Consider the following 25,307-nt stretch of genomic DNA (forward strand, 5'->3'; position numbering starts at 1 on the left):
GTGCCCCTGGGAGGGTTGATGTCTTCGTCCGGCAGCACGTCAGCGTCGGCGTCCGGTCCGGCGGGAGCGTCCGGGCCGCCGTCCCGGGGGCGGTTGTGGCGGCTGGGCGGGTGGTGCGCCCGGCATCCGGTGGTGGTGCTCGCGGGGTGGCTGCTGGTGCTGGTGGGGGCACAGATCGCGGACCACGCCGTGGGCGGCACGTACTCGGACGACTTCTCGCTGCCGGGTACCCAGGCGCAGGACGGCGCGGACGTGCTGTCCGCGCACGAGCCGGCCGCGGGCGGGACGGGCGCGCAGGTGGTGCTGCACGACGGGCAGCCGCTGACGCAGTTCCAGGCGCAGGTCGACCAGGCGGTGACCTCCCTGCAGCACCTGCCGCACGTGCTGTCGGCGCAGAACCCGCTGCCGCCGCCGGGGCAGGCCCCGCAGCCGGGCGGGCCGCTGGCCGCGGACGGGCTGACGGGGTACGTCACGGTGCGTTTCGACGGCGTACTGGCGACCTTCGGCGACGACTACCTGGGCCAGGTGGACGCGGCGGTGGCGCCGCTGCGGCAGGCGGGCGTGGAGGTCGAGTACGGTGGTCCGCTGGGCGAGTTGGCGCGGCCGGAGCCGAGCGACCGGGTGAGCGAGCTGATCGGGTTCGGGGTCGCGGTCGTGGTGCTGCTGGCCGGGTTCGGCAGCGTGGTCGCGGCGGGGCTGCCGCTGGTGAGCGCGCTGGTCGCGGTGGTCCTGGGCCTGGGGCTGCTGGGTCTGTTGGCGGCGCTGACCACCTTCGCGACGGTCGCGCCGACGCTGGCGACGATGATCGGGCTGGGCGTCGGCATCGACTACGCGCTGTTCCTGCTGACCAGGCACCGGCAGAACCTGATGGACGGCCGGGACCCCGGGACGGCGGCCGGGCACGCGGTGGCGACCAGCGGCCGGGCGGTGCTGATCTCCGGCACCACGGTGGTGGTCGCGCTGGCGGGCCTGTCGGTGTCGGGCATCTCGTTCATGGCGAAGCTGGGCCTGGCGGCGGGCGTGACGGTGGTGACGGCGGTGTGCGGCGCGCTGACGCTGCTGCCCGCGCTGCTGGGCGTGGTCGGCCGCCGGATGGACCGCTTCACGGTGCACCCGCCGGTGGCCGAGGGCACCGGCCCGGGCGGGGCGTCGGCGAGCGGCCTGTGGCACCGGTACGCGCGGCGGGTCGAGCGTCGGCCGTGGTGGTACCTGGCGGCGGGCCTGGTCACGGTGCTGGTGCTGGCGGTGCCGCTGCCGTCGATCCGGCTCGGGCACGTCGGGGACGGCGCCGACCCGACCTCGTTCACCGACCGGCGGGCGTTCGACCTGATGGCGGCGGCGTTCGGCCCGGGCTCCAACGGCCCGCTGACGGTGGTGGTCGACCAGAGCGCGGTCGCCGCGTCCGACCGTCCGGCGCTGGCCGCCGCCGTCCAGCAGGCGCTGACCGGCGTGCCGGACACGGCGGGCACCGCGCCGCTGCAGACCAGCGCGGACGGCGACGTGCTGTTCACCACCGTCACGCCCGCGCAGGCCCCGCAGAGCCAACGGACCACCGACCTGGTCGGCCACCTCTCCGACACGGTGCTGCCGGACGCGGTCCGGGGCACGCCCGCCACCACGTACGTCACCGGCACCACCGCCGCCCAGGTCGACTTCCTGGACCTGATCGCCGCCCGGCTGCTGCCGATCATCGCGGTGGTGGTCGCGCTGGCCTTCCTGATCATCCTGCTGGTGTTCCGGGCCCCGCTGGTCGCGCTGAAGGCGGCCGTCCTCAACCTGGTGTCGATCGCCGCCTCGTACGGGGTGCTGGTCGCGGTGTTCCAGTGGGGCTGGGGCGGCCCGGCGCTCGGGGTGGCGGGCAAGGTGCCGATCGAGAGCTACGTCCCGATGATGATGTTCGCCATCGTCTTCGGCCTGAGCATGGACTACGAGGTGTTCCTGCTCTCCCGCGTCCACGAGCACTGGCGGCGGACCGGCGACAGCCGCGGCGCGGTCGCGCACGCGCTGGAGACCACCGCGCGGGTGATCGGCTGCGCGGCCCTGATCATGGTCAGCGTGTTCGCCGCGTTCGTGGTCAGTGACGACGTGGTGGTCAAGATGATGGGCCTGGGCCTGGCCGTCAGCGTGCTGATCGACGCCACCGTGGTCCGCCTGCTGATGGTCCCCGCCGCGATGACGCTGCTCGGCGACGCCGCCTGGTGGACCCCGCGACTGCTGGACCGGCTCCTCCCGGACATCGATGCCGAGGGGAGCAACGTCTCTGCTCGATAGCAGAATTGATACTCCATCAGCACTGCGCCGGGCGCCCCTTCCGCTCCACCCGCCCCGCCCGCCCCACCGCTCCCGCCGGTCGGCCGCCGGTGCGGAAGCGGTCCGTCCGCCCCCTTGTCAGGTGCGGCGTTCCTGCCTACCTTCGTGCCCCAGGACTTCGGCCCGACCGGGCCGGGCGGTCCACGGCGCCGGGCGCAAACCCGCGGCCGCGCCGGACGCGCGACAAGACCTGGAGGCGTCACATGCCCGTTGCCACCCCCACCGCGATCCGCGACGCCGGCCCGCTGGCCGTGGACGACGAGACCCTGGTGTTCGAGGACGACGACCGCACCGACCACGGCCCCACCGCCTGTCTGTCCGACCCGTGGGTGACCGCGACCACCCGCGTGGCCTGCGACTTCAACTCCTGACGGTGACCGGCCCCATCGCCGGCCGCCGCCCCTGGTCCGACGACACCTGGTCGTACCTGAACGATCCGCGGATGCCGGCGATGGAGCACGGCTGGAAGCTCCACGTCTCCGCCCGCCCCGGCACCCTGGACGCCGTCCTCGCGCTCGTCCTGCCGGTGCTGGCCCGGCACGTCTGCCACGCCAAGTGGGCCCGCGACCCCGAGGTGCTGCGGACCCTCAACTCCGGTGCCCGGGACGCCGCCTCGGTCGGCAAGGCGATCACCGTCTATCCGATGCCGGACGAACTCCTGCCGCTCGCCACCGAGTTGGCCGCCGCCCTGCGCGGCCGGGAGGGACCGCCGATCACCGGCGACCGCCGCCTCGACCCCGACTCGCCCGTCTACTACCGCTACGGGCCGTTCACCGGCGACTACCGCACCGGGCGCAGCGGGCGCCTCGAATCCGTGATGACCGGCCCCGACGGGCGCCTCTTCGACGGCCTGGCGGGCACCGCGTACCGCTGCCCGCCGTGGGCCGCGGACCCGTTCGCCCGCCCCGCGGACGCCGGCCCGGCCGGGACGAGCGCGGGGGCCGGGGCGAACGTGGCGGCCGGGCGGGCGGACGGGCCGTCCGGGCCGGTGGAGGCACAGGCGGGGCGGCCCGGGTTCGGCGGCGGGCGCTACCGGGTGACCGGCGGGATCGCCCGCAAGGCGCAGGGCAACGTCTACCGGGCCCTGGACCTGGTCAGCGGGCTGGCCGTGGTGGTCAAGCAGGCCCGCGCCCACGTCGCCGAGGACGCGGACGGCTCCGACGCCCGCGACCGGCTGCGCAACGAGCACGCCGTGCTCACCGCGCTCGACGGCGTCCCCGGCGTCCCGCGCGCCCTCGACTACTTCCGCCACCGCGCCGACGAGTACCTGGTCACGACCAGTTGCGGCAACCGCGACCTGCGCCGCGAGGTGCAGGACCACGGGCCCTTCGCCGCGGCCGGACCGGACCACCCGCGCGCGCCCGGCCCGCTCGCCGTCCGGCTGCTGCGGGTGCTGGACGGCGTCCACCGGCGGGGCGTGGTGGTGCGCGACCTCAAGCCCGACAACGTCGTCCTCGACGCCGGAGGGCGCTGCCACCTGGTCGACTTCGGCATCAGCGCGCACCACGGCACCGGACCGGACGGTTCCACCCCCGGCTACAGCGGGCCGGTGCACCGGCCCGGCGCCCCGGCCGAACCCGCCGACGACTACCACGCGTTGGGCATGACGCTGCACTTCGCCGCCACCGGCCTGGACCCGGTCGTCCTCGACCCCGATCCGGCCGTCAACCACGAACGCACGCTCGCCTGCCTGGAGTTCGCCCTCCCCGGCCACGCCCACCGCCGACTCCGCAGCCTGATCAGTGAGTTGACCAGCCCCGACGCCGGGACCCGGGCCGTCGGCGCGGAGCGGCTGCGCCACGGCAGCCGCTCCGGAAGAGGCCACCACCCCTACCGCGCAGCGGAGTTCACCCCGACGGTCGAGTCCGACCCGCCACGCCCGCCGGAACCCGCGCCGCGCACCGCGCCGACGAAGGTGGTGGCGGCGGCGACAGCGGTCCCGCCCGACCGGGACCGGCTGGCGGAGATCGTCGAGCACACCGTCGCCCGCTGCGTCGCCCAGGCCCACCGGATCGCCGACCCGGCGCGCGCCGACCGCTCCGGCATCCCCACCCCGGTCGACGTCTACGGCGGGAGCTCCGGTCTCGGCCTGGAACTCCTCCAGCACCTGCACCGCCCCGGCGTCCCGGCCGCCGTCGCCGCGCTCGCCGACTGGACGGCCCGCCAGGACCGCACGCTCCCACCCGGGTTCTACTGCGGGCGGGCCGGTGTCGACCTGTTCCTGACCGCCGCCGGCGTCCCGCCCCCGGAACGCGCGACGGACCTGCGGGACCTGCCGGACCTGCCGGAGCAGCGCCCCGGCGGCGGGCCGCCGGAGGCCGACCTGATCGACGGCGTCGCCGGGACCGGCCTCGGCCACCTGCTCCTGGCCCGCCTCCTCCCGGCCACCGCCACCGCCACCGTCTCCACCGACCGGCACCTCGCCGCCGCCACGGCCTGCCGCGACCGGCTGACCACCGGCCGCGCCCGCCTCACCCCGCCCGCCGTACCGCGTCCCGGCGACGCCGCCCTCACCCGGGGGATCGCCCACGGCGACGCGGGCGTCGCCCACTTCCTGCTCGCGCACGCCCGCGCCACCGGCGACCCGGACTCCCGGCGCCACGCCGCCCGGGCCTGCGCACGCCTCGCCGAGGCCGTCCCCGCGCTGCTCGCCGCCGCCGCCCGACCCGGCGCCACCCGGCGCTACGGCTCCTGGTGCCGGGGGCTGGCCGGGATCGGCGCCGTCCTGGCCCGCGCCGCCGAACAGCTCGGCGCCCCCGCCCACCGCGCCCTCGCCGAACGGTGCGCCCGCGCCTGCCTGGCGCTGGCCCCGCGCATGCCACTGGCCACCCAGTGCTGCGGCCTCGCCGGAGTGGGCGACCTGATGCTCGAACTCGCGCCCGGAGCACCGGAGTTCCACACCGCCGCAGGCACCGTCGCCACCCTCGTACTGGCCCGCTCGGCCGGCCCCGCCACCCACCCGGTCTTCCCCGACGCCGGCCTGGTCCGCGAGTCCTTCGGCCACGCCACCGGCACCACCGGCGTCCTCTCCTTCCTCCGCCGCCTGCACTCCCCCGGCGGCCCCCCGCTCGGCGTGCTCCCCTGACGCCCGCGGGACGCCGGAGCGGCTGGTGCCGGCGCTACCGCCAGGGCCGGACCGGCCCCTGACCAGACGTCACCCCGACTCCCCGGCCCGCGCCGCCATCATCCGCAGCAGGGGCGTGACGTCCCGCTCGAAGGTGAACTCCCGCAGCAGGGTGGCCCATCGGCCGTCCGCCCGGCGCCAGACGAAGGTGTAGCGGGCCGGCACGCCGTCCTCGCAGCGGTACACGACGACCGTGCCCTGGTCGCCGTGCCGGGTGGTGGCCAGGAACCGGACGTCCTCGGTGCTGCCGCCGACCGCCTCGCCGCGGGCGGCCAGGGCCCGGAACCGGCCCATGAAGTGCGCCTTCGTCAGCCGTGCCACCCGGCCCGCCTCGTCGATCCGGAGGTTCTCGAACTCCTCGTCGTACAGCGCCTCCAGCGCTTCCAGGTCCGTCGCCGCGCCCGCCGCCAGGTACTCCCGCATCCGCGCGACCAGCGTCCCGTCCAGCTTCTCGTCCATCGTCCCGCCCCGCTCCCTCGCACTCTCCGTGCCGGTGCCCCCATCGTGACGACCCCCACCGGCAGACCGCTCTCGGCGCGCTCTCGGTCCGCTGTCACCGCACCGGCGTCACGCCGTCGCGCCGTCGGGCGGTCGCGGCCGTCCCGCCGATCCGGTTGCCCCGCACGGCATTTCGTGCCCCGCGCCGGGGGCACGTACGGTCCCGTTCCATGGAGAAGTGGACGCACGCGACGGCGGAAGAACTGACGGCGGCCCTGCGGTCCGGGGAGGTCAGCTCGGTGGAGCTGACCGAGGACGCGATCGGCCGGATCGAACGGGAGGACGGGGCCCTGAACGCGATCTGCGTGCCGGACTTCGAACGGGCCAGGGACGCCGCCCGGGAGGCCGACCGGGCCCGGGCGCGGGGGGAGGAGCGGCCGCTGCTGGGCATCCCGGTGACGGTCAAGGAGTCGTACAACGTGGCAGGTCTGCCCACGAGTTGGGGCATGCCGCAGTTCCGGGACCACGTCCCGGCCGAGGACGCCCTGCCGGTGGCCCGGGTCAGGGCGGCGGGCGCGGTGGTGCTCGGCAAGACCAACGTGCCGCTCGGGCTGCAGGACATCCAGACCTTCAACGAGATCCACGGCACCACCACCAACCCGTGGGACCGCTCCCGCACCTGCGGCGGCTCCTCCGGCGGCTCGGCCGTCGCCCTGGCCGCCGGGTTCGGGGCGCTGTCGCTGGGCACCGACCTCGCCGGTTCGCTGCGCACCCCCGCCCACTTCTGCGGCGTCTACGCGCACAAGCCGACCCTGCACCTGGTGCCCACCCGCGGCATGGTCCCGCCCCCGGCCCCCGCGCTGCCCGCCGACATCGACCTGGCCGTCGCCGGGCCGATGGCCCGCTCGGCCCGCGACCTGTCCCTGCTGCTCGACGTGATGGCCGGGCCCGACCCGCTGACCGGCGGCCTGGCGCACACCCTGCGCCTGCCGGCCGCCCGGCACGACCGGCTGCGCGACTTCCGGGTCCTGGTCCTGGACGAGCACCCGTTCATCCCGACCGGCACCGACGTCCGCGCGGGCCTCGCCCGGGTCGCCGACGCGCTCACCGCGGGCGGCGCCCGGGTCGAGCGGCACAGCCCGCTGCTGCCCGACCTCGCCGACGCCGCCGAGCTCTACACCCTGCTGCTGTTCTCCGGCCGCACGGCCCACTTCCCCACCGGCCTGCACAGCGAACTGGTCGCCCGCGCGGCCGGGTTGAGCGAGGACGACCACAGCCTGGACGCCGCCCGGCTGCGCGGCATGACGCTCTCCCACCGCGACTGGCTGGCCGCCGACCACCGCCGCGAACTGCACCGCCACGGCTGGCGGGAGTTCTTCGCCGAGTTCGACGCCGTGGTCGCCCCGATCACCCCCACCCCGGCCTTCCCGCACGACCACGACCCCGACCTGATGCGCCGCCGGATCACCGTCGACGGCACCGACCACCCCTACTTCGACCAGCTGGTCTGGGCCGGGCTCGCCACCATGCCGGGCCTGCCCGCCACCGCCGTCCCCACCGGCCCCTCCGCCGGGGGCCTCCCGGTCGGCGTCCAGCTGATCGGCCCGATGTACGAGGACCGCACCCCGCTGCGCCTGGCCGAACTCCTGGAGGAACAGCTCGGCGGCTTCCGCGCACCGCACTGAGCCAGCGCCGGACCGCCCGCCGCCCACCGGCCGTGCGCCCACCAGCCGTGCGCGCAACGGGTCGGCGGGCGGCGCGGCGGCACGGCGGAACGGCGGCGCGGCGGAGCCGTCAGCGGGCGGCCTGGTACGCGCGTCCGGCGGCGGTGGCGGTCGTCCCGTCGGTGAACAGGCCGCTGCTGGGCTTCGCCGGGTCCGCGCCGAGGCCGAACCAGGCGTAGCGCTGGAGGTAGGGCAGCGCGTCGAGGGCCTTGGTGGAGGCGGTGACGAAGGCGGCCTGCTGGTCGGCGGTCGGGAAGCGGGTGCCCTGGGAGAAGTCGATCAGGGCGTACTCGGTGAGCCAGATCGGCTTGTGGTAGCGCTGGTGGACCGCCTCCAGGTAGGAGGTCAGCTGCTGGACGGCCTGCGGGGTGCGGAAGTCGCCGCCGTACCAGTGCAGCGTGATGAAGTCGACCCGGTAGCCCTTGGCGGCGGCGCCGGTCATGAAGCGGTCCAGCCAGCCGCCGGGCGTGTCGGCCCCGTACGCGACGGCCGGGCTGCCCAGGGTCTGCCCGGCCTGCATCAGCTTCGGCCACAGCTCCAGCGCCCGGTCGACCGTCATGTTCGACTGGGCGGCCATGTCGGGCTCGTTGAACCCGAGCAGGTAGGGGCCGTTGGCGCGGGCCTGGGCGAGGGCGGCGTCGGTGACCGAGGACGCGCCCCAGATCATCGGGACGAAGGACGCCGAGGCGGGCGTGGTGATGCCGGGGTGCTGCGGGGCCCAGGTGTAGTACCAGCCCGCGCCGGAGGCGGCGAGCGCCTGGTTCACCCCGGTGAAGGACCACACGCCGACGCCCTTGCGCGCGGAGGTGGCGACGGGGTTCTGCTGCGCCGGGGCGGCCGCGGGGGACGACGCGGACACGGACGCCGACGCGGAGCCGGACGGCGAGGGCGAGGACGAGGGGGCGGGCGAGGGCGAGGACGAGTCGGACGGCGCGGGCGAGGGCGACGGTGACGTCCCGTCGGGGACCGGCAGCGCCGGCGCCTCGGCGGCCGTGGGCGGCGCGACGGCCCAGGCCGGTACGGGGGCCGCCGCCGGGGCGGCGTCCTGCCCCGGCGCGAGCTCGGCCCCGACCAGGACGGCGGCGGCCACCAGCGCCACCGCCGCCACCCCGCCCAGCACCGGCTTGGAGAGCAGCGGCTTCGTCCGGGCGGAGCGCGGCCGCCGGTGGCCGGAGCGGCCACCCGGAGCGCCGCCGGAGGAACCGGACGGACCGTCACCGGCCGGGCCGTCACCGACCGGGCCGGAGGGCCCGCCGGGGTGCGGGCCGTCCGGGGCGAGCGCGGCGAGGATGCGGGCCGGGTCGAGGCTCGGCGGGACGGCCAGCAGCGGCAGGCCGTACAGCAGCCGTTCGGCGGGGAGCAGTTCGCCGCGTCCGCCGGTGCAGCGTCCGCAGTCGCGCACGTGCCGGGCCAGGCGCTTGCGCCACAGCGGGCCCGGGGTGCCGTCCCAGGTGGCGGCGGTCTCGGCCAGTCCGGGGCAGCGCGGGTCGGCGGCCAGGGCGCGCACCAGCAGGCGGGAGAGGTCCAGTTGCTTCTTCATCCGGCCGGTCCGGACGGCGGCGTGGCCGGAGCTGAGGCCGAGCGCGGCGACCAGGTCGGCCTGTTCGAGTTCGCCGGTCTCCTTGAGCCACCAGAGCGCGAGCAGTTCGCGGTCGTCGGGGTCGAGCCAGCGGGTGGCCTCGGCGATCTCGCGGCGCTGTTCGGTGAGGCCCAAGCGCAGGACGGTCAGCCCGGCGAAGTCGAGCGCGGGGTCCGGTATCGCCTCGGCCTCCTCCAGCCGGGCGGACCGGTCGAGGGCCGCGGCCCGGTCCTGCTGGCGGTTGCGGACCTGCCGGACGGCGATGGCCACCAGCCAGGACCGGAAGGCGGCCGGGTCCCGCAGGTCGGGCAGTCCGCGGACCGTGCGCAACAGCGTCTCCTGTACGACGTCGTCGGTGTCGGCGTGGCCGTTCAGCGCGCGGCCGACGATGTTGTAGACCAGCGGCAGGCTCTGGGCCACCAGGTGTTCCAGCGCCTGCCGGTCCCCGGCGCGCGCCGCCGTCACCGTTGCGGTGTCGGGTCCACTGCGTCTGGTGTGCGGCATGGGTCCGTTCCTCTCCGTACGCGGGGTGGGAGCTGCGGCGGGATCGCGCTCCGTCCTGGGAGACCGGCCCCGGGGGTGGCCGCCAACAGAAATTCTCCGTCCGGGCCGGAATTTGTGTTGGCGGGTGCCTCCGGCGGCGGTCTCCGATACGTGCGCGACGCACCCCGGGGAACGTCCCGGGAAGCGCCGCGCCGAGCGTCCCGGGGAACAGGAGGAGGACCGAGGATGGCACGCCGACCTCGCCGCCCCGCCTCCGGCACCCCCTGAACCAGGCGGCCGGGCGGCCCCCACCGCCCGTCCGTCCCCACCCCTGCCGACCCGGGCCCCACCCGGCCCCACCCGGCCCGGCAGGGCACGCCGGGCACCGCGCCCTTCCCCCTGCACGGGGCGCGGTGCCCGGCTTCTCCGCGTTCGCGCCCGGTGCGGTCGGCCCGGTCGGTGCGGTCGGCGCGCCCGGTGCGGTCCGCGCTGTCGGCGGGACGAAACGGTGGCGGCCACCGCCCCGGGCATGGGGACGGTGGCCGCCGGTTCCGTACTGGCCGTGGTTTCCCGTTACGGGTAGGAGACCAGGTTGGAGGGGACGGTCCCGGTGCCGGAGGTCCCGGCGCCGGTGTTGTTGACCACGTGCAGGAACTGGCCGTTGCCGCCCAGCGAGTTGACCAGGACGTCGTGCAGCTTGACGCCGGGTGCGTTCGGGACCTCGAAGCCGTGGTCCATCACGATGGTCGGGTCGACGTTGAAGTAGCAGTAGCTGCCCAGGCCCCAGCCCTCGTGGGTGGTGACGTTGTTCTCGACCTTGTAGGCGGCGTAGCCCTTGGTGCTGCCGTTCTGGATCGCGGCCTGGTTGGGGGCGTCGTACGCCTTCTCGTTCTGGAAGAAGATCGTCCGGCCGCCGTTGCCCTTCCACCACACGTCGTACTTGTTGAAGTGCTCGACGAACAGGCCGGTGGCGAGGACGTCGTTGCCGCCGACGACGAAGCCGTAGTCGGAGCGGTTGCTCTCCCAGCCGACGCCCGCGCCGTGGTCGGCGCGCCAGATCCAGGTGTGGTCGACGATGGTGTTGTTGCTGTTGATCACCATGCCGTTGGTGGCCTTGCCGGCGGTGACGCCGCCGACCCGGACGAAGACGTCCTGGATGACGATCGGGTCGGCCGCGTGGTTCGCGCCCGGGGTGTCGTTGCCGACCTGGAGCAGGGCCGGGGAGTTGACGGTGCCGGCGTCCAGCAGCAGGCCGGAGACCTTGACGCCGTCGACGTCGGCGACCTTGAGCGCGGTCACGCCGTTGTCCGGGATGACGGTGGCGAGGCCGAGGCCGAGCACCACGGTGTCCGGGCGGGTGATGTTGATGCTCTGGTCGACGTGGTAGACGCCGGGGGTGAAGAGCAGGTTCAGGCCCTGGGCGAGCGCCTGGTTGATGCTGGCGGCGGTGGCGCCGGCCTTCACCACGTAGAACTGGCTGAGCGGCAGCGAGGCGCCCTGCGGGGTGCCGTTGCCCCAGGAGGTGCCGCGGGCGTTGGTGCGCTTGGCGGGCACGAACACCTTGTAGGCGTTGCCGTCCAGGTACAGGAACGGCTTCTCCTGCGAGACCGGCGTGGTGTCGAGCGTGGTGTACGGCGGGTTCGGGAAGCCCTGGGCGGGGGCGCCCTGGACACCGGAGAAGGTCTGGTTCCACACGCCGTTGGAGAACCCGCCGATGGAGCTGTCGCGGGTGTACCACTGCTGCTGCGAGTAGTTGCCGACCTGGCCGTCGATCTTGGAGTCGGCGATGTAGCCGCCCGACGCCCAGCCGTAGCTGGCGGGGGCGAGGTTGAGGCCGCCCTCGACGTGCATCCGGCGGAACGGCGCGGCCTGCGAGACGGCCCAGCGGTCGGTGCCGCTGACCGGCTTGAGGTGCAGGTTCTCGGCGGAGCGCCAGAAGTTCTGGGTGGCGTTGCCGTTGAACCAGCCCGCGTCGACGGTGACGTCGCCGTTGAAGGTGGTGTCGTCCGGGTTCAGGCCCAGGCCCGCGATCGAGGTGTAGAAGCCGATCTGGGCGTTGATGTTGTTGTACGTGCCCGGCTTGAACAGCAGCGCGTAGCGGTCGGTGCCGAACTGGTTCGACTCCTGCTTGGCGAAGACCTGGTCGACCGTGGCCTGGATGTTCGGCGTGGACGGGTCGAAGACCAGCACGTTCGGGCCGAGGTCGCCGCCGCCCTGCACCGGCGGGACGGTGGAGCCGCCGCCACCGGTGTGCACGCCCAGCTCCCACAGCGAGTAGCCGTAGTTGGTGGCGCGCTGGGTGCCGTACAGCCGCACGTAGCGGCCGGAGCCGGAGACGTTCAGCATCTCGTTGCCGCCGGCGCCGGTGGTGGTGGAGTAGATCGTCGCCCAGGTGGTGCCGTCGCTGGACGCCTGGATCTGGTACGACTTGCCGTACGCGGCCTCCCACTTGAGGTCGACCTTGCACAGCTGCTGCACGGAGCCGAGGTCGACCTGGAGCCACTGCGGGTCGGCGGCGGCCGAGGACCAGCGGGTGCCGAGGTTGCCGTCGACCGCGGAGGAGGCCGGGGTGCCGCCGTTCTCGGTGGAGGAGGCGGTGGCGGTCTTGCCCTGGGCCGCGTTGTCGGTGGAGCAGGTCCCGCCCGTCGGGGTGGACGGGTTGCCGGTGGGCGTGCCGCCGAGGGTGCCGTACACCTGGAACTCCCAGAGGGAGTAGCCGTATCCGGTGCCGCGGGTGATGCCGTTCATCCGCACGTAACGGCCGGAGCCGGAGACGTTCAGCACCTCGGTGCCGCCGGCGCCGGTGGTGGTGGAGTAGATCGTCGTCCAGGTGGTGCCGTCGTTGGACGTCTGGATCTGGTACGCCTTGCCGTACGCGTTCTCCCAGTTCAGCTGGACCTTGCTGATACTGGAGACGGAACCGAGGTCGACCTGCAGCCACTGCTGGTCGGAGGCCGCCGAGGCCCAGCGGGTGCCGAGGTCGCCGTCGACGGCACCGGCCGCGGTGGTGCCGCCGTTCTCGATGGACGACGCGGTGACCGCCTTGCCCTGCGAGATCAGCGAGTCCGCGGCCTGCGCGGTGCCCGGGATCGTCATGACGGCACCGGCGACCAGGGCCGCGGCGGCGAGTACGGCAGGCGTCCGGCGCATGGGGGCACCGGAAGGGGGAGGGGCGAGCCGCATGGCTCCTCCTGCTGTGAGCGGTGGGTGGGGTGGGGAAAACAGCGGAGAGCGCTCTCCAGGCGGAGTGTCACGCCAGGATGCACCGGGCGTCAAGCCTGCCGTGGGGGTGGCTTGAAACCTCGGCTTCACCTGGGGGAAACGCCGCCGCATCAGGTTAGTTCATGGCGAGAGAAAAGTAGAGACCCTGACGCCAACATCTCGATTTCCCGGGATCGCGCCGGGAGAGCGCTCTCCCAGATCGCGGCTCGGGGGCTCCGCGGGAGCCGACGCCCCGTCTCCGGCCTCCCGCCGTCCCGCGCTCGATCCGGGACCGGCTGGCGCTCGGCCTGGGATCGGACGGGAGACCCGGCGTGGGGAAGGTCACCCTCTTGGGAATGCCTTTACCTTTGGTTGACCCTTACGATCTCGGGCCCACCTCTGAAAGGGTGGGACGACCGCCCCGACCTGCACCCGAAGGAATGCACCGTGCCCGTCTCGCGCATGCAATCGACCCCGCTGCCCGGCATCGGCGTGCGGTACGACCTGACCACCCGAGAACGCCAACACGTCTCGGTCATCGCCCACCGCGACGGCACCCGCACCGTCAACACCTACCGCCGCGAGGACCCGGACGCCTGCGCCCACTCCCTCCACCTGACGGAGGGTGAGAGCGCCGCGCTCATCGACGCACTCACCCCCACCCACCACAGCCCCAACCTGCTGCACACCTCCGGCCTCGGCCTGGTCGCCGAACGCGTCGAACTGACCGGCTCCTCGCACTGGAACGGACGCGCCCTCGGCGAGACCCGGATGCGCACCGAGACCGGCGTCTCCATCGTCGCCGTCCTGCGCCGCACCGGCGCCGTCCCCTCCCCCACCCCGGACTTCCGGCTGGCCGGCGGGGACACCCTCATCCTGATCGGCACCCGCGAAGGCGTGGACGCCGCCGCCGTGATCCTCGGAAGGGAGTGAACGCTTGCACACCGCCACCGTCTTCATCGAACTCGGCGCGATCATCCTCACCCTGGGGCTGCTCGGCCGAATAGGCTCCCGCTACGGCCTCTCCCCCATCCCGCTCTACCTGCTCGGCGGCCTCGCCTTCGGCCACGGCGGCCTGCTCCCGCTCAGCGCCAGCGAGGAGTTCGTCGCCACCGGCGCCGAGATCGGCGTCATCCTGCTGCTGCTCATGCTCGGCCTCGAGTACACCGCCGCCGACCTGGTCACCAACCTCAAGAGCCAGTACCCCGCCGGACTGGTCGACTTCGTCTTCAACGCCCTGCCCGGCGCCGCCATGGCCCTGCTGCTCGGCTGGGGCCCGGTGGCCGCCGTCGTACTGGCCGGCGTCACCTGGATCTCCTCCTCCGGCGTCATCGCCAAAGTCCTCGGCGACCTCGGCCGGCTCGGCAACCGCGAAACCCCGGTCATCCTCAGCATCCTGGTCCTCGAAGACCTCGCCATGGCCGTCTACCTGCCGATCCTCACCGCCCTGCTGGCCGGGGCCGGACTCCTGGTCGGCAGCGTCACCCTCGCCATCGCCCTGGCCACCGCCGGCGCCGTCCTGTTCGTCGCCCTGCGCTACGGACGCCTCATCTCCCGCTTCGTCTCCCACGACGACCCCGAGAAACTGCTCCTCGTCGTCCTGGGCCTGACCCTGCTGGTCGCCGGCATCGCCCAGAAACTCCAAGTCTCCGCCGCCGTCGGCGCCTTCCTCGTCGGCATCGCCCTGTCCGGCGAAGCCGCCGAAGGCGCCCACACCCTGCTCAGCCCGCTGCGCGACCTGTTCGCGGCCGTCTTCTTCGTCTTCTTCGGCCTCAACACCAACCCCGCCAGCATCCCGCCCGTCCTGCTGCCCGCCCTCGCCCTGGCCCTCACCACCGCCCTCACCAAGATCGCCACCGGCTACTGGGCCGCCCGCCGCGCCGGCATCGCCACCAAGGGCCGCTGGCGCGCCGGCGGCGCACTCGTCGCCCGCGGCGAGTTCTCCATCGTCATCGCCGGACTCGCCGTCACCGCCGGCATCGAACCCTCCCTCGGTCCCCTCGCCACCGCCTACGTCCTGCTCCTCGTCATCATCGGCCCCCTCGCCGCCCGCTGGACCGAACCCCTCGCCGCCCGCCTCACCCGCCGCGACCGGACCGCCACGACCGAACCCCACCCCCACCCCGAAACCGAAGAACCCGGCATCCGCGTCTGACCACCCGCGCTCGACGGCCACTTGCCGCCCGCCGCCCGTTGCCCGAAGGGGCGGCGGGCGGTCGGCGTCTGACGTCCCGTCGGCACCCACCGCCCCCGACGGCCCGCCCGCTCAGCCGAGTTCGGCGACCGCCACCCCGGCCCGAGCACAGCGGGACACGGACCAGCACCTCGCGCTCCCCCACCGCCCGCCTTCTCCCCGCCGCCCGCTCAGCCGAGTTCGGCGACCGCCACCCGGCCCGAGCGCAGCGAAGCGCGAATGGCGGCCCGCCAACACCGACAGCCCCCGACGCCCCACCCCTTCCCGCCACCCACTCACCCGAGTTCGGCAACCGTCGCCCCGGCCCGAGCACAGCGCGACGCACCCCCACCGGACCCCCCCGGCGCCCCTCCCCTTCTCCCTTCCTCCCGCCCACTCAGGCGAGTTCGGCGACCGCCACCCGACCGGAACGCAGCGAGGCGCGGGTGGCGACCGGGGTGTCGAGGGACCGGGCGAGGGTGAGCAGGTCCCGGTCGGAGCGCGTCCGCAGGCCGTGTTCGGCGAGCAGGGCGGCCATCCGTTCCGGCCTCCACCGGGAGCGCCAGGGTTCGCCCGCGGTGATGGAGTTGCGCAGCAGCCGGGTCAGCAGCCGTCCGGCGGTCGCTGCGGCCGAGGGGGCCTGGTAGTTGAGGACGAGTGTGCTGCCGGGGGCGGAGCGGGCGGTGAGCGCGGCGAGGGTGGCGCGGACCTGGTCGCGGGTGAGGTAGGGGACGACGCCCTCCCAGAGCCAGGTGGTCGGGGCGGCGGCGTCGTGTCCGGCGGCGGCCAGGGCCGCGCCGAGGTCGTCGACGGCGAAGTCGACCGGGGTGAAGCGCACCGACCGGGCGACGGGCCGGACTTCGGCGTCGGCCAGGCGGCGGCGCTTGTCCTGCTGGGAGGCCGGGTGGTCGACCTCCCACACGTCGGTGCCGGCGAGCGCGGCGAGCCGCCAGGCGCGGGTGTCCAACCCGGCGCCCAGCACCACGAGCTGGCCGTCGGCCCGTTCCCGCAGGGCTTCGTCGATGGCGACCGTCCGGGGCACCGCCACCTCGGCGCAGGCCCGTACGCTCTCGTACCCGGTGCGGGCCTGCCAGCCCTGCGGCGGGGTGCCGGCCCGTACGGCGTCGACCACCGCCCGTTCCGCGGGGCGCAGCAGCCGGACCGCCACCGGGTCCGCGAAGCGTCCCGTCGCGGTGCGGCCGTCGGCGACCGCCCGGCCCTGGCAGACCAGCACCGCGGTCCGGCTGGCGGCCCGTCCGTTCCCGTGCGTGGAGTCCATGGGCCCATTGAACACGCCGGGCCCCGCCCCGGCGGGGGGCGGGGCCCGGTGGGGCGGGGGCGGTCAGTCGTCGGAGTAGCTGAGGTCGCCGACCGACCAGGCGCTGATGTCGGCGATGGCGATCCGGTACATGCCGCCGGTGTGGGGCAGTCCGAAGTCGCCCTGGAGGATCTTCGCCCGGTGCAGGTGGAGGTGGGTGGGCGGGGAGGGCGCGGGCTCGGCGGGGTGGCTGAACAGGGTGGCGAACGGTTTCAGGTGGTCGGACGTGCGCAGGACGTCCGCCACCCGCTCCCACCACAGGGCGGCCGGCGCGAGCCTGCCGGTGATCACCGCACCGGGAACCACTACTGTCATGGACATCTGGTTGCTGTGCTCGGATTCGACCGTCGCGGCGATATCGACGAGCAGCCCGTCGGGGTTCGACATGCCTCCGAGCCTAGGCCACCGCCCGGCCCCGCGGTACGCGGTCGTACGCATCTCCGGTTTTCGAGTCGCCGTCCGGGTCCGGAGGGGCGGGCGCCGGCTACCGGTGCTCGGGGTTCTCGAAGTCGAAGCGGCAGCCGGCGTCCCACTCGGAGCGCTGGTTGCCGTGGGCCGGGAGGCCGCCGGCGTCCTTGAGCATCCGGGCCAGGTGCAGCTGGTTCCAGGTCATGAAGGTCACGTTGCGGTTGGTGAAGTCGTTCTCGGGGCCGCCGGAGCCCTCGTCCAGGTAGGACGGCCCCGGCCCGGCCTCGCCGACCCAGGCGGCGTCGGCCTGCGGCGGGATGGTGAAGCCCAGGTGCTGGAGGCTGTAGAGGACGTTCATCGCGCAGTGCTTGGCGCCGTCCTCGTTGCCGGTGATCAGGCAGCCGCCGACCCGGCCGTAGTAGGCGTACTGGCCGCGGTCGTTGAGGACGGACGAGCAGGCGTAGAGCCGCTCGATGACGCGCTTCGTCACCGAGGAGTTGTCGCCGAGCCAGACCGGTCCGGCCAGGGTGAGGATGTCGGCGTCCATGAGCCGGGAGTAGAGGACGGGCCACTCGTCGGTGTCCCAGCCGTGGTCGGTCATGTCGGGCCAGACGCCGGTGGCGATGTCGTGGTCGACGGCGCGGATCTCGTCGACCCGGACGCCCTGGCGGCGCAGGATGCCGGCGCTGAGGTCGATGAGGCCCTGGGTGTGGCTGCGTTCGGGGCTGCGCTTGAGGGTGCAGTTGAGGAAGACCGCCCGCAGGTCGGAGTACTGGGTCATCGCCGTCCGTCCGTTCGTCTCGCCGCTGTTCCGGTGGCCCATCGGACCACGCGGGCCGCCGCCCGGCGGGGACCCTCCGCCGGACGGCGCAGCGGCCGCGGTGTCGGGGGTCCCGGCGTCCGGGCCCGGACGGGGGGTAGGTTCGGGGGCGTTGGTGTGTCGTCGCACAGGAAGCAGGTTCAGGTCATGGTGGATTCGCTGTTCGAGCTCCCGATCCGGACGCTGGCGGGCGAGCCGTCCTCGCTGGGCGAGTACCGGGGCAAGGTGCTGCTGCTGGTGAACGTGGCGTCCAAGTGCGGTCTGACGCCGCAGTACTCGGGTCTGGAGCAGTTGCAGAAGACGTACGGGGAGCGCGGGTTCACCGTGCTCGGGTTCCCGTGCAACCAGTTCATGGGACAGGAGCCGGGGTCGGCGGAGGAGATCCAGGAGTTCTGCTCGACCACGTACGGGGTGTCGTTCCCGCTGTTCGAGAAGATCGACGTGAACGGGGCGGAGCGCCACCCGCTGTACGCGCGGCTGACCGAGGTCCCGGACGGGGCGGGCGAGGCCGGGGACGTGCAGTGGAACTTCGAGAAGTTCCTGGTGTCGGCGGACGGCGAGGTGGTCGGGCGGTTCCGGCCGCGGACCGAGCCGGAGTCGGCGGAGCTGGTGGCCGCGATCGAGGCGCAGCTCGGCGGCTGAGCGGGGCGGCCGGGGCCGGGCGGCGCCCGGTCGCGTGACGGGTCCGGGGCCCGGGCGGTCCGGTGGTTCGAACTGTACAGGTAACCTGCACAGTGGAACTGGACAGTCCGGGCTCCGGCCTGTCCGCACGCCCTCCCGTCCCTCCCCCGAAAGGTCCGCCGTGTCCGTCACCGCGCTCGACCCGACCACCGCCCTGGTCGTCATCGACCTCCAGCAGGGCATCCTCGCCATCCCCGGCGCCCCGCACCCCACCACCGAGGTGCTGGAGCGCAGCGTCGCGCTCGCCCGGGCGTTCCGCGCCGCCAAGCTGCCGGTGGTGCTGGTGCGGGTGTCCTTCGCCGCCGACGGCGGGGACGTGCCGCCCGGCCGCACCGAGCAGAACCGTTCCGGCGGCGGGGCCGCCCACCCCGAGGGCTGGGACCGGCTCTCCGCCGAGCTGCACGACCCGTCCGACCTGGTCGTCACCAAGCACAACTGGGGCGCCTTCCACGGCACCGACCTGGACGTGCAGCTGCGCCGCCGGGGCGTCACCCAGATCGTGCTGACCGGCGTGGCCACCAGCATCGGGGTGGAGTCCACCGCGCGGGCCGCGCACGAGCACGGCTACCACGTGACGCCGGTGGTGGACGCGATGACCGACATGGACCCGGAGGCCCACCGCAACAGCGTGGAGCGGATCTTCCCGCGACTGGGCGAGACCGGCACCACCGAGGAGGTCCTGGCGCTGCTGGCCGCGGGCCGCTGACGTCCGGACGCGGCGGAGCCCGCGCCCACCGACTCCCGTGAGGGGCGGTGGGCGCGGGCTCCGCCGCGTCGGGTCAGGCTCCGCCGAGGCGGGTCAGGTTCCGCCGCGCCGGGTCAGGCTTCGCCGGGGCGCCAGGCGGGCCACTCCCAGGGGCGGTCGTCCCAGTGCACCCGGACGGGGTCGCGCGGGTCGAGGTCGGGGAAGTGGTGGCGCACCTCGGGTTCGAACTCCTCGGGGGCGAGCGGCTTCCAGCCCTCCCCCTGGAAGTGGACCAGCCGGTAGCGGCTGTCGGTGCGGAACTCGGCGACCCGGACCAGGGGCTCCTCGGTGCTGCTGCTGTTCGTGTGGCTCGTCATGCGGCCAGCATCGGCCGGGCCGCGGCGCGACGCACGCCCGCTCCGCCACCCGCAGCGTGTCGCGTCACCCCGAGCACCAGCACGGGCACCGACCCGAGCACCCCCGGAGCGTGGGCGGCGTCCCGTACCGTGGAGGGCCGGCAGCGGAACCGGCCGGGAGCGGAACCGGCCGGACGTGCGGGGAGGACCGGATGGGCAAGGGACGGGGCAGGGGCGGCGTCGGCGGCACCGGCGGCGGGGCCCGGGTGCGCGGGCTGGACGGGGTGGCGGTGACCCGCTCGGCGTGGGGGCTGTACCGGGAGACCCGGCGGCCTGGCGCGCCGGGGCTCGGGGCGCGGGTGCGGGCGCTGCCCCGGCTGCTGCGGGACGCGCTGACCGGCCGCTACCCGGGGGTCGGGCCGGGGAAGCTGGCGGCGCTGACGGTGGCGGTGGGGGTGTACCTGCTCAGCCCGGTGGACGCGGTGCCGGACTTCCTGCCGGTGATCGGCTGGGGTGACGACACGGCGCTGCTGCTGTGGTTCCTGATGGGGCTGACCCGGGAGTCGGGCCGGTACGTGGAGTGGGCCGGGAGCCGATCGCACCGCAACGATTGACCTTCAAGTCGCAAGAAGCTGACATCTGTAAGAAATTTCTGCGCAACTCTCTTGTGGTGGTGTGGCGCGTCCCCCTACTGTCGGCTCGCTTCCACCACGCCTTCAGAGAGCCGGTCCCCGATGACTGCTGCCCCCGCATCCCCCCACCGTTCCGTGCTGTCCCGTCCGGCCCGCGCGGGAGCGGTGGTGGTCGCCTCCGTGCTCGGGCTGGGGGTGGCGCTGTGCGCCCCGGCCGCGCAGGCCGCGTCCGCGTCCGGCGGGAGCACCGCCGCGGTGACCCGGGCCGGGATCGACCCGGCGCTGACCGCGGGCCGCGGCGCGCGGGTGGACTTCCTGGAGCAGGAGGCGGAGCACGCCGCCACCAACGGCAGCGTGATCGCCGCCGACCGCACCGCGTACACCCTGGCTGCCGAGGCGTCCGGCCGCAGCGCGGTGAAGCTGGCGCCCGGCCAGTACGTGGAGTTCACCCTCCCCAAGGACGCCAACGCGATCACCGTCCGCTACAGCCTGCCGGACGCGGCGAACGGCGGCGGCCTCACCGCGCCGCTGGACGTCACCGTCAACGGCAAGGACCGCCGGCAGCTCTCGGCCACCAGCCAGTACTCCTGGCTGTACAACCAGTACCCGTTCAGCAACGACCCGAAGGCCGGGCTGCTGCACCCCGACTGGTGGATCACCGAGTGCGGCTGCGTGCCCGCCGACACCACCCCCGCCCCGGCCATCTCCACCCCGTTCCGCCCCGGCCACATGTACGACGAGCAGCGGCTGCTGCTGGGCCGCACCTACAAGGCGGGCGACAAGGTCCGGATCGCGCTGCCCGCCGGGTCCAAGGCGCCCTGGGCGGCGATCGACCTGCTGGACTCCCAGCTGGTGGCCGCGCCGCACGTCGAGCTGAAGGCCGTCAACGTGCTCGCGCTGGGCGCCGACCCGACCGGGCGGCGCGACTCCGCGGACGCCATCGACCGGGCCGTCCAGCTCGCCAAGCTGCTGCACCTGCCGGTCTACCTGCCGCCGGGCGTCTTCCAGGTCAACCGCCACCTGGTGGTCGACGACGTCACGCTGATCGGCGCGGGCAGCTGGTACACCGTGCTCAAGGGCAGCCAGCAGACCCTGTCCGCCCCCGCGCCGGACGGCAGCGTGCACACCGGCGTCGGCCTCTACGGCAAGGACGCGGCGCAGGGCGGCAGCCGCAACGTCCACCTGTCCGGGTTCGCGATCGAGGGCGACGTCCGGGAGCGGATCGACACCGACCAGGTCAACGGCATCGGCGGGGCGTTCAGCGACTCCAGCATCGAGGGCCTGTACATCCACCACACCAAGGTCGGCATCTGGCTGGACGGCCCGATGAAGAACCTGAGGATCACCGGCAACCAGATCGCCGACCAGATCGCCGACGGCATCAACTTCCACACCGGCGTGGCCGACTCGGTGATCCGCGACAACTTCCTGCGCAACACCGGCGACGACGGCATCGCGCTCTGGTCGGAGAAGACCGAGGACGCCCGCACCGTCATCGACCACAACACCGTGCAGTCGCCGACCCTGGCCAACGCCATCGCGGTGTACGGCGGCACCGACACCACCGTCTCGAACAACCTGGTCGCCGACCCGGTCCGCGAGGGCTCCGGCCTGCACGCCGGCTCCCGCTTCGGTGCCGAGCCGTTCACCGGCTACCTGCACTTCACCGACAACACCACGGTGCGGGCCGGCACCTACGAGCTGAACTGGAACATCGGCCTCGGCGCGATCTGGTTCGAGGTGCTGGACCGGGACATCGACGCGGACGTCAAGGTCACCGGCGACCACTACCTGGACTCCACCTACAACGCGATCATGGCGGTCGCCGAGTGGGGCGTGAAGGACCAGTACAAGCTGTCGAACCTGGCCTTCAAGGACGTCCGGATCGACGGCACCGGCACCTCGGTGCTCAGCGCCCGGGTGGCCGGCTCGGCCAGCTTCCAGAACGTGGTGGCCCGCAACGTCGGCGCCGTCGGCGTCAACAACTGCGGCACCTTCCACTTCACCCCGGCCGGCTCCGAGTTCTCGGTCGCCGACCTGGGCGGCAACTCCGGCGGCGGCACCACCGGCGACTGGCTGGCCTCCTGGGAGCTGCCCAACACCATCACCTGCGACGACCGCCCGCCGGTGGTCGCCCCGCCCGCCCCCTCCAACTGGTGACCGGCCGTCACTCCCCCTGCGGCTCCAGCGGCTTGACCAGCCGGGCGAACCGCAGGTCGGGGCGGAGCGGCACGCCGAAGCGCTCGTTCCCGTAGGGGAAGGGCTCGAACTCGCCGGTACGGGCGAAACCCCGTCGCTCGTACCAGGCGATCAGGTCGGCGCGCTGGTCGATGACCGTCATCTCCATCGCGGTCGACCCCCACGCGGCCCGGGCCCACTCCTCGGCCCGGGCCAGCACCCGCCGCCCCAGGCCACCGCCCTGGACGGCGGGCGACACCGAGAACATGCCGAAGTACGCGGCCGGGCCGCGCCGCTCCAGGTGGCAGCAGGCCACCGGGGCGCCGTCCCGCTCGACCAGCAGCACCACCGAGTCCGGACGGCCCAGCAGCTCGGCCACCGCGGCCTCGTCCGTGCGCTGCCCCGCCAGCAGGTCCGCCTCGGTGGTCCACCCGGCCCGGCTCGCCTCGCCCCGGTAAGCCGACTCCACCAGCGCCACCAGCGCCGGCACGTCCGCGGGCCCCGCGGGCCGCAGCACCGGGTCGGGAGTCCGGTCGGTGGCCGGGGCGGACGTCGGCTCGGCGGCGGTCATCGGTGCTCTCCTCGAAACGGGGTGCGGTGGTACGGGCGCGGCCAGGCGGACACCGCGCCACGGCGGGACGCCGGAACCGCCATGGTGCCACAGCACCCACCCCGCCGGGCCACCCCCACGGCCCGGCGGGGACCCCCCGACCGGCGCGGTCGACCCCGGGCCGGGGGCCGACCGCGCCGCACACCCCTCCCGCCGAGGGCCCAGCCGGCGCCGTGCACCCCACGACACCGGACCCTCCGCCCGCGCAGGGAGGACGCCCGCCCCACGCCCGCGTTTTCCTCCTTCGGCGGCAGACCCCCGCTCGCGCGGAGAGGACCCGATCGCCCTCTACCAGGCGTACGCCTCCGCCGGCAGACCCCCGCTCGCGCGGGGAGGACGAGCCCGACATCTTCCGGTTCGCCGAGTTCGACGGCAGACCCCCGCTCGCGCGGGGAGGACTGCTTGATGCCGATGCCGCCGTTGCCCAGTGGCGGCAGACCCCCGCTCGCGCGGGGAGGACTCGACCAGGGCCTGGCGGGTGGCCTTGTCCGCCGGCAGACCCCCGCTCGCGCGGGGAGGACCTTTTTGACCTGCACCTCTTCTAGAGCTTTGCGATTTCTTGACCATTTGGCGCGATGGTTCGCGCTTGGGCAATGAGGAGCAGTCCGTCGAAGTCGACGGGCTGACGTCGTTGGGTTCCCGCCGTTCGTAGTGCGAATCCTTGTTCGTTTGCGGCGGGGTGGACGAGAACGGCGACTCCGTCGGCGATGCAGTTGCTGACGGACGACCAGAGTTCTTCACGGATCTTGGCGGAGATGGTGCCGACGTACAGCTGGGGTGTGACTTCCAGCAGCCATCTGGTCAGAGCGCCGCGCAGGTGGTCCGGGACGGCGGTCATCGACAGGACGGTCAGGGACGCCACGGCAGCTCCTTGGTAGCGGCGGCCGGCAGGAAGCTCACAGCGCTTCTCCGGTGGAGTAGTTGACTCCGCCGGGGACGACTCCGACGACCGGGTCCCAGAGGTCGACGAGTTGCTCGTCCGGGTCGGGGGTGGCGATGTCGGTGCCGGGCGCGAGCAGGCGCTGGACGTCGGTGACGATCCTGGGCAGGAGTTTGAAGAGCCGGAGTCCTTCCCTGAACCCGCGGCGGGCTTCGGCTTCCGGTTCGGTGGAGGAGTGCAGGGAGAAGGCCAGGGGCATGGTCAGTTCGGCTTTGTAGAGGTCGGCGATGTCGTAGACGAAGGCCTGCTGGTTGCCGCTGTGGACGAAGCCCAGCGCGGGTGAGCAGCCGAGGGCGAGGATCGCGGCGTGGACGATTCCGTAGAGGCAGGTGTTCGCGGCGGACAGGGCCAGGTTGACGGGGTCCTGGGTGTCCCAGGAGTCCGGGTCGTAGTTACGGCGGAAGCGCCCGATGCGGTGCTGTTGGGCCAGCAGGCGGTAGTGGGCTTTGACGCGCTGGCCTTCCATGCCGCGGAGTTTGTCGAGGTTGGTGTCGGTGGGGATGTCGGTGTCGCCGAAGCGCTGCCGGTACATGGCGATGGCGACGGCCATGCGTTGCCGGTCATCAGCCCAGGCTCGCGCTTGGCGTTCGAGCCAGGTGGTGCTGAGGGATTCGGGGAGGGTGGCGGCGTAGCAGCGCACGCCGCCGGAGCCGGCGATGAGGACGGTGGTGCCGTGGCGGGCGAGGGTGGCCAGGGCGCGGGAGGTGATGGAGGTGCCGGGCCCGAGCAGGACGCAACTGAGGGCGGCGGTGGGCAGGTAGACGGTCTCGGTGCCGCGTTGGGTGGTGTTGATCTCGGCGCAGACGCCGGTGTCGTCCTGGACGATGCGGACGAGGTCGAGGTAGAGGAAGGAGAGGGAGTCGGCGATGCGGGGCAGCATCGCGACGGTGGGTGCGGCGAGTCTGCGGCGGGCGTCGGCGGGGTTGCCGTTGCCGTTGCGTGGGCGCGGGGGTGTCATGAGGGTTCCCGGCGGGGGGCGATGCTGAGCAGGCCGCAGCCGTAGGCCTTGCCGCGGCCGATGCCTTCGCGGATGCGGGTGCGCAGGAGGTCGGGGTCGGTGATGTGGGCGGTGCCTTCGAAGAGGGTGCGGGCGTGGTGGACGCGTTGCTTGTCCTGGCGGCGGTTGCCGGTGGCGGCGTCGAGGGGGGTGGAGTGCAGGGTGGTGAGAGCGAGGCCGGAGGTCTCGGCTTGGCGGGTCCACCATTCTTCGGCGTACGGGCCGTTGAGAGCGACGACTTCGGGGAGGTCGTAGAGGGCGCGGGTGGTGGTGCCGGGTTTGCGGACGGCGCTGGCTGCGATGCGGTAGCGCACGGGCAGGCCCTTGCGTAGGGCGGCCAGGAGCGGTGTGAGTGGTTTGGCGGCGAACGTCCCGTAGCCGTCGGGGAGTTGGGTCGGGTCGGGTTCGCGGTTGCTCTGCAGCAGGATCTGGTCGCCGTCGCGGCCGGTCTCGGTGCGGAAGAGGATGCCGAGGTGGCGGCGGGGTTCGGTGCTGGGGACGTCGTCGGGGAACAGCGACATGATCCGGTGGTGGAGGTGGACGGCGTCGGCGCCGTCGTGGCGGACGTCGCGGTGCCACTGGTCGGTGATGATGCGGGTCAGCCAGATAGACATGTGGAGTTTCCTAGGGAAGTCGGGATCCGGGTAGGG

Annotated in this window: 21 protein-coding genes and 1 CRISPR repeat array; of the genes, 10 read left to right on the top strand and 11 right to left on the bottom strand. The window is 73.9% G+C overall.

Going from position 1 to position 25,307, the window contains the following annotated elements; all coding sequences use genetic code 11:
• Positions 1-18 precede the first annotated feature (18 nt).
• The 3 genes from ACIP60_RS19460 to lanL all read left to right on the top strand — a co-directional run bounded on the left by ACIP60_RS19460 (position 19) and on the right by lanL (position 5,395).
• On the top strand, positions 19-2,271 hold the full coding sequence (locus ACIP60_RS19460) for an MMPL family transporter (RefSeq protein ID WP_400685979.1): 2,253 nt from the start codon (positions 19-21) through the stop codon (positions 2,269-2,271).
• Between the two features lie 242 nt (positions 2,272-2,513).
• Positions 2,514-2,681, top strand: a complete 168-nt coding sequence (locus ACIP60_RS19465; RefSeq protein ID WP_199528016.1) for an SflA family class IV lanthipeptide — start codon at positions 2,514-2,516, stop codon at positions 2,679-2,681.
• Positions 2,682-2,683: 2 nt separating this feature from the next.
• On the top strand, positions 2,684-5,395 hold the full coding sequence (lanL, locus tag ACIP60_RS19470) for a class IV lanthionine synthetase LanL (protein ID WP_400685982.1): 2,712 nt from the start codon (positions 2,684-2,686) through the stop codon (positions 5,393-5,395).
• A gap of 69 nt (positions 5,396-5,464) precedes the next feature.
• On the opposite strand, the gene ACIP60_RS19475 is transcribed toward lanL, so the two are convergent.
• Positions 5,465-5,893 carry a nuclear transport factor 2 family protein gene (locus ACIP60_RS19475; protein ID WP_400685985.1) on the bottom strand — a complete coding sequence of 143 codons (429 nt, stop codon included), beginning with the start codon at positions 5,891-5,893 and terminating at the stop codon, positions 5,465-5,467.
• A gap of 209 nt (positions 5,894-6,102) precedes the next feature.
• Between ACIP60_RS19475 and ACIP60_RS19480 the strand changes: the two genes are divergently transcribed.
• Positions 6,103-7,557: an amidase gene (locus ACIP60_RS19480; RefSeq protein ID WP_400685988.1), complete on the top strand. Its 1,455-nt coding sequence runs from the start codon at positions 6,103-6,105 to the stop codon at positions 7,555-7,557.
• Positions 7,558-7,666: 109 nt separating this feature from the next.
• On the opposite strand, the gene ACIP60_RS19485 is transcribed toward ACIP60_RS19480, so the two are convergent.
• Together ACIP60_RS19485 and ACIP60_RS19490 are read right to left on the bottom strand one after the other, a co-directional pair.
• Positions 7,667-9,679, bottom strand: coding sequence for a sigma-70 family RNA polymerase sigma factor (locus ACIP60_RS19485; protein ID WP_400685991.1), 2,013 nt, complete (start codon positions 9,677-9,679; stop codon positions 7,667-7,669).
• 552 nt (positions 9,680-10,231) lie between these two features.
• Positions 10,232-12,808, bottom strand: coding sequence for a discoidin domain-containing protein (locus ACIP60_RS19490; protein WP_400685994.1), 2,577 nt, complete (start codon positions 12,806-12,808; stop codon positions 10,232-10,234).
• A gap of 513 nt (positions 12,809-13,321) precedes the next feature.
• Here ACIP60_RS19490 and ACIP60_RS19495 point away from each other — a divergent pair.
• Complete coding sequence (locus tag ACIP60_RS19495; protein WP_100835080.1) at positions 13,322-13,792, top strand: TrkA C-terminal domain-containing protein; 471 nt, start codon at positions 13,322-13,324, stop codon at positions 13,790-13,792.
• Between the two features lie 4 nt (positions 13,793-13,796).
• Positions 13,797-15,014, top strand: a complete 1,218-nt coding sequence (locus ACIP60_RS19500) for a cation:proton antiporter (RefSeq protein WP_100835081.1) — start codon at positions 13,797-13,799, stop codon at positions 15,012-15,014.
• 415 nt (positions 15,015-15,429) lie between these two features.
• On the opposite strand, the gene ACIP60_RS19505 is transcribed toward ACIP60_RS19500, so the two are convergent.
• The 3 genes from ACIP60_RS19505 to ACIP60_RS19515 form a co-directional block, all read right to left on the bottom strand.
• On the bottom strand, positions 15,430-16,311 hold the full coding sequence (locus ACIP60_RS19505) for a class I SAM-dependent methyltransferase (protein WP_400685997.1): 882 nt from the start codon (positions 16,309-16,311) through the stop codon (positions 15,430-15,432).
• Between the two features lie 63 nt (positions 16,312-16,374).
• Entirely contained in the window at positions 16,375-16,737 is a 363-nt protein-coding gene (locus tag ACIP60_RS19510) for a hypothetical protein (RefSeq protein WP_400686000.1), read from the bottom strand.
• A gap of 97 nt (positions 16,738-16,834) precedes the next feature.
• Entirely contained in the window at positions 16,835-17,539 is a 705-nt protein-coding gene (locus tag ACIP60_RS19515; protein WP_400686002.1) for a flavodoxin family protein, read from the bottom strand.
• Between the two features lie 186 nt (positions 17,540-17,725).
• On the opposite strand from ACIP60_RS19515, the gene ACIP60_RS19520 reads away from it, so the two are divergent.
• The gene (locus tag ACIP60_RS19520; RefSeq protein WP_100835088.1) at positions 17,726-18,220 is read left to right on the top strand and encodes a glutathione peroxidase; all 495 of its coding nucleotides are present in this window, start codon (positions 17,726-17,728) and stop codon (positions 18,218-18,220) included.
• Between the two features lie 160 nt (positions 18,221-18,380).
• The gene (locus ACIP60_RS19525) at positions 18,381-18,965 is read left to right on the top strand and encodes an isochorismatase family protein (RefSeq protein WP_400686005.1); all 585 of its coding nucleotides are present in this window, start codon (positions 18,381-18,383) and stop codon (positions 18,963-18,965) included.
• A gap of 113 nt (positions 18,966-19,078) precedes the next feature.
• Here ACIP60_RS19525 and ACIP60_RS19530 read toward each other — a convergent pair whose 3' ends face one another.
• Complete coding sequence (locus ACIP60_RS19530) at positions 19,079-19,321, bottom strand: hypothetical protein (protein WP_400686008.1); 243 nt, start codon at positions 19,319-19,321, stop codon at positions 19,079-19,081.
• A gap of 191 nt (positions 19,322-19,512) precedes the next feature.
• On the opposite strand from ACIP60_RS19530, the gene ACIP60_RS19535 reads away from it, so the two are divergent.
• Together ACIP60_RS19535 and ACIP60_RS19540 are read left to right on the top strand one after the other, a co-directional pair.
• Complete coding sequence (locus tag ACIP60_RS19535) at positions 19,513-19,914, top strand: YkvA family protein (RefSeq protein WP_400686011.1); 402 nt, start codon at positions 19,513-19,515, stop codon at positions 19,912-19,914.
• A 120-nt stretch (positions 19,915-20,034) separates the two neighbouring features.
• A complete protein-coding gene (locus tag ACIP60_RS19540; RefSeq protein WP_400686013.1) occupies positions 20,035-22,092 on the top strand; it encodes a glycosyl hydrolase family 28-related protein in 2,058 nt (685 codons plus the stop codon).
• Between the two features lie 7 nt (positions 22,093-22,099).
• Here ACIP60_RS19540 and ACIP60_RS19545 read toward each other — a convergent pair whose 3' ends face one another.
• The 4 genes from ACIP60_RS19545 to cas6e all read right to left on the bottom strand — a co-directional run bounded on the left by ACIP60_RS19545 (position 22,100) and on the right by cas6e (position 25,271).
• Entirely contained in the window at positions 22,100-22,681 is a 582-nt protein-coding gene (locus tag ACIP60_RS19545) for a GNAT family N-acetyltransferase (RefSeq protein ID WP_400686016.1), read from the bottom strand.
• A gap of 226 nt (positions 22,682-22,907) precedes the next feature.
• Positions 22,908-23,241: a CRISPR direct-repeat array (repeat unit 29 nt; unit sequence CGGCAGACCCCCGCTCGCGCGGGGAGGAC).
• Between the two features lie 20 nt (positions 23,242-23,261).
• A complete protein-coding gene (gene cas2e, locus ACIP60_RS19550) occupies positions 23,262-23,582 on the bottom strand; it encodes a type I-E CRISPR-associated endoribonuclease Cas2e (RefSeq protein ID WP_400686019.1) in 321 nt (106 codons plus the stop codon).
• Positions 23,583-23,616: 34 nt separating this feature from the next.
• A complete protein-coding gene (cas1e, locus tag ACIP60_RS19555) occupies positions 23,617-24,618 on the bottom strand; it encodes a type I-E CRISPR-associated endonuclease Cas1e (protein WP_400686022.1) in 1,002 nt (333 codons plus the stop codon).
• A complete protein-coding gene (gene cas6e / locus ACIP60_RS19560; protein ID WP_400686025.1) occupies positions 24,615-25,271 on the bottom strand; it encodes a type I-E CRISPR-associated protein Cas6/Cse3/CasE in 657 nt (218 codons plus the stop codon). Before cas6e ends, cas1e begins: the two co-directional genes overlap by 4 nt.
• Positions 25,272-25,307: the final 36 nt, after the last annotated feature.

Origin of the sequence: Kitasatospora sp. NPDC088783, assembly GCF_044750705.1 — a bacterium.
In the GTDB taxonomy this organism is placed as follows: Bacteria; Actinomycetota; Actinomycetes; order Streptomycetales; family Streptomycetaceae; genus Kitasatospora; species Kitasatospora fiedleri.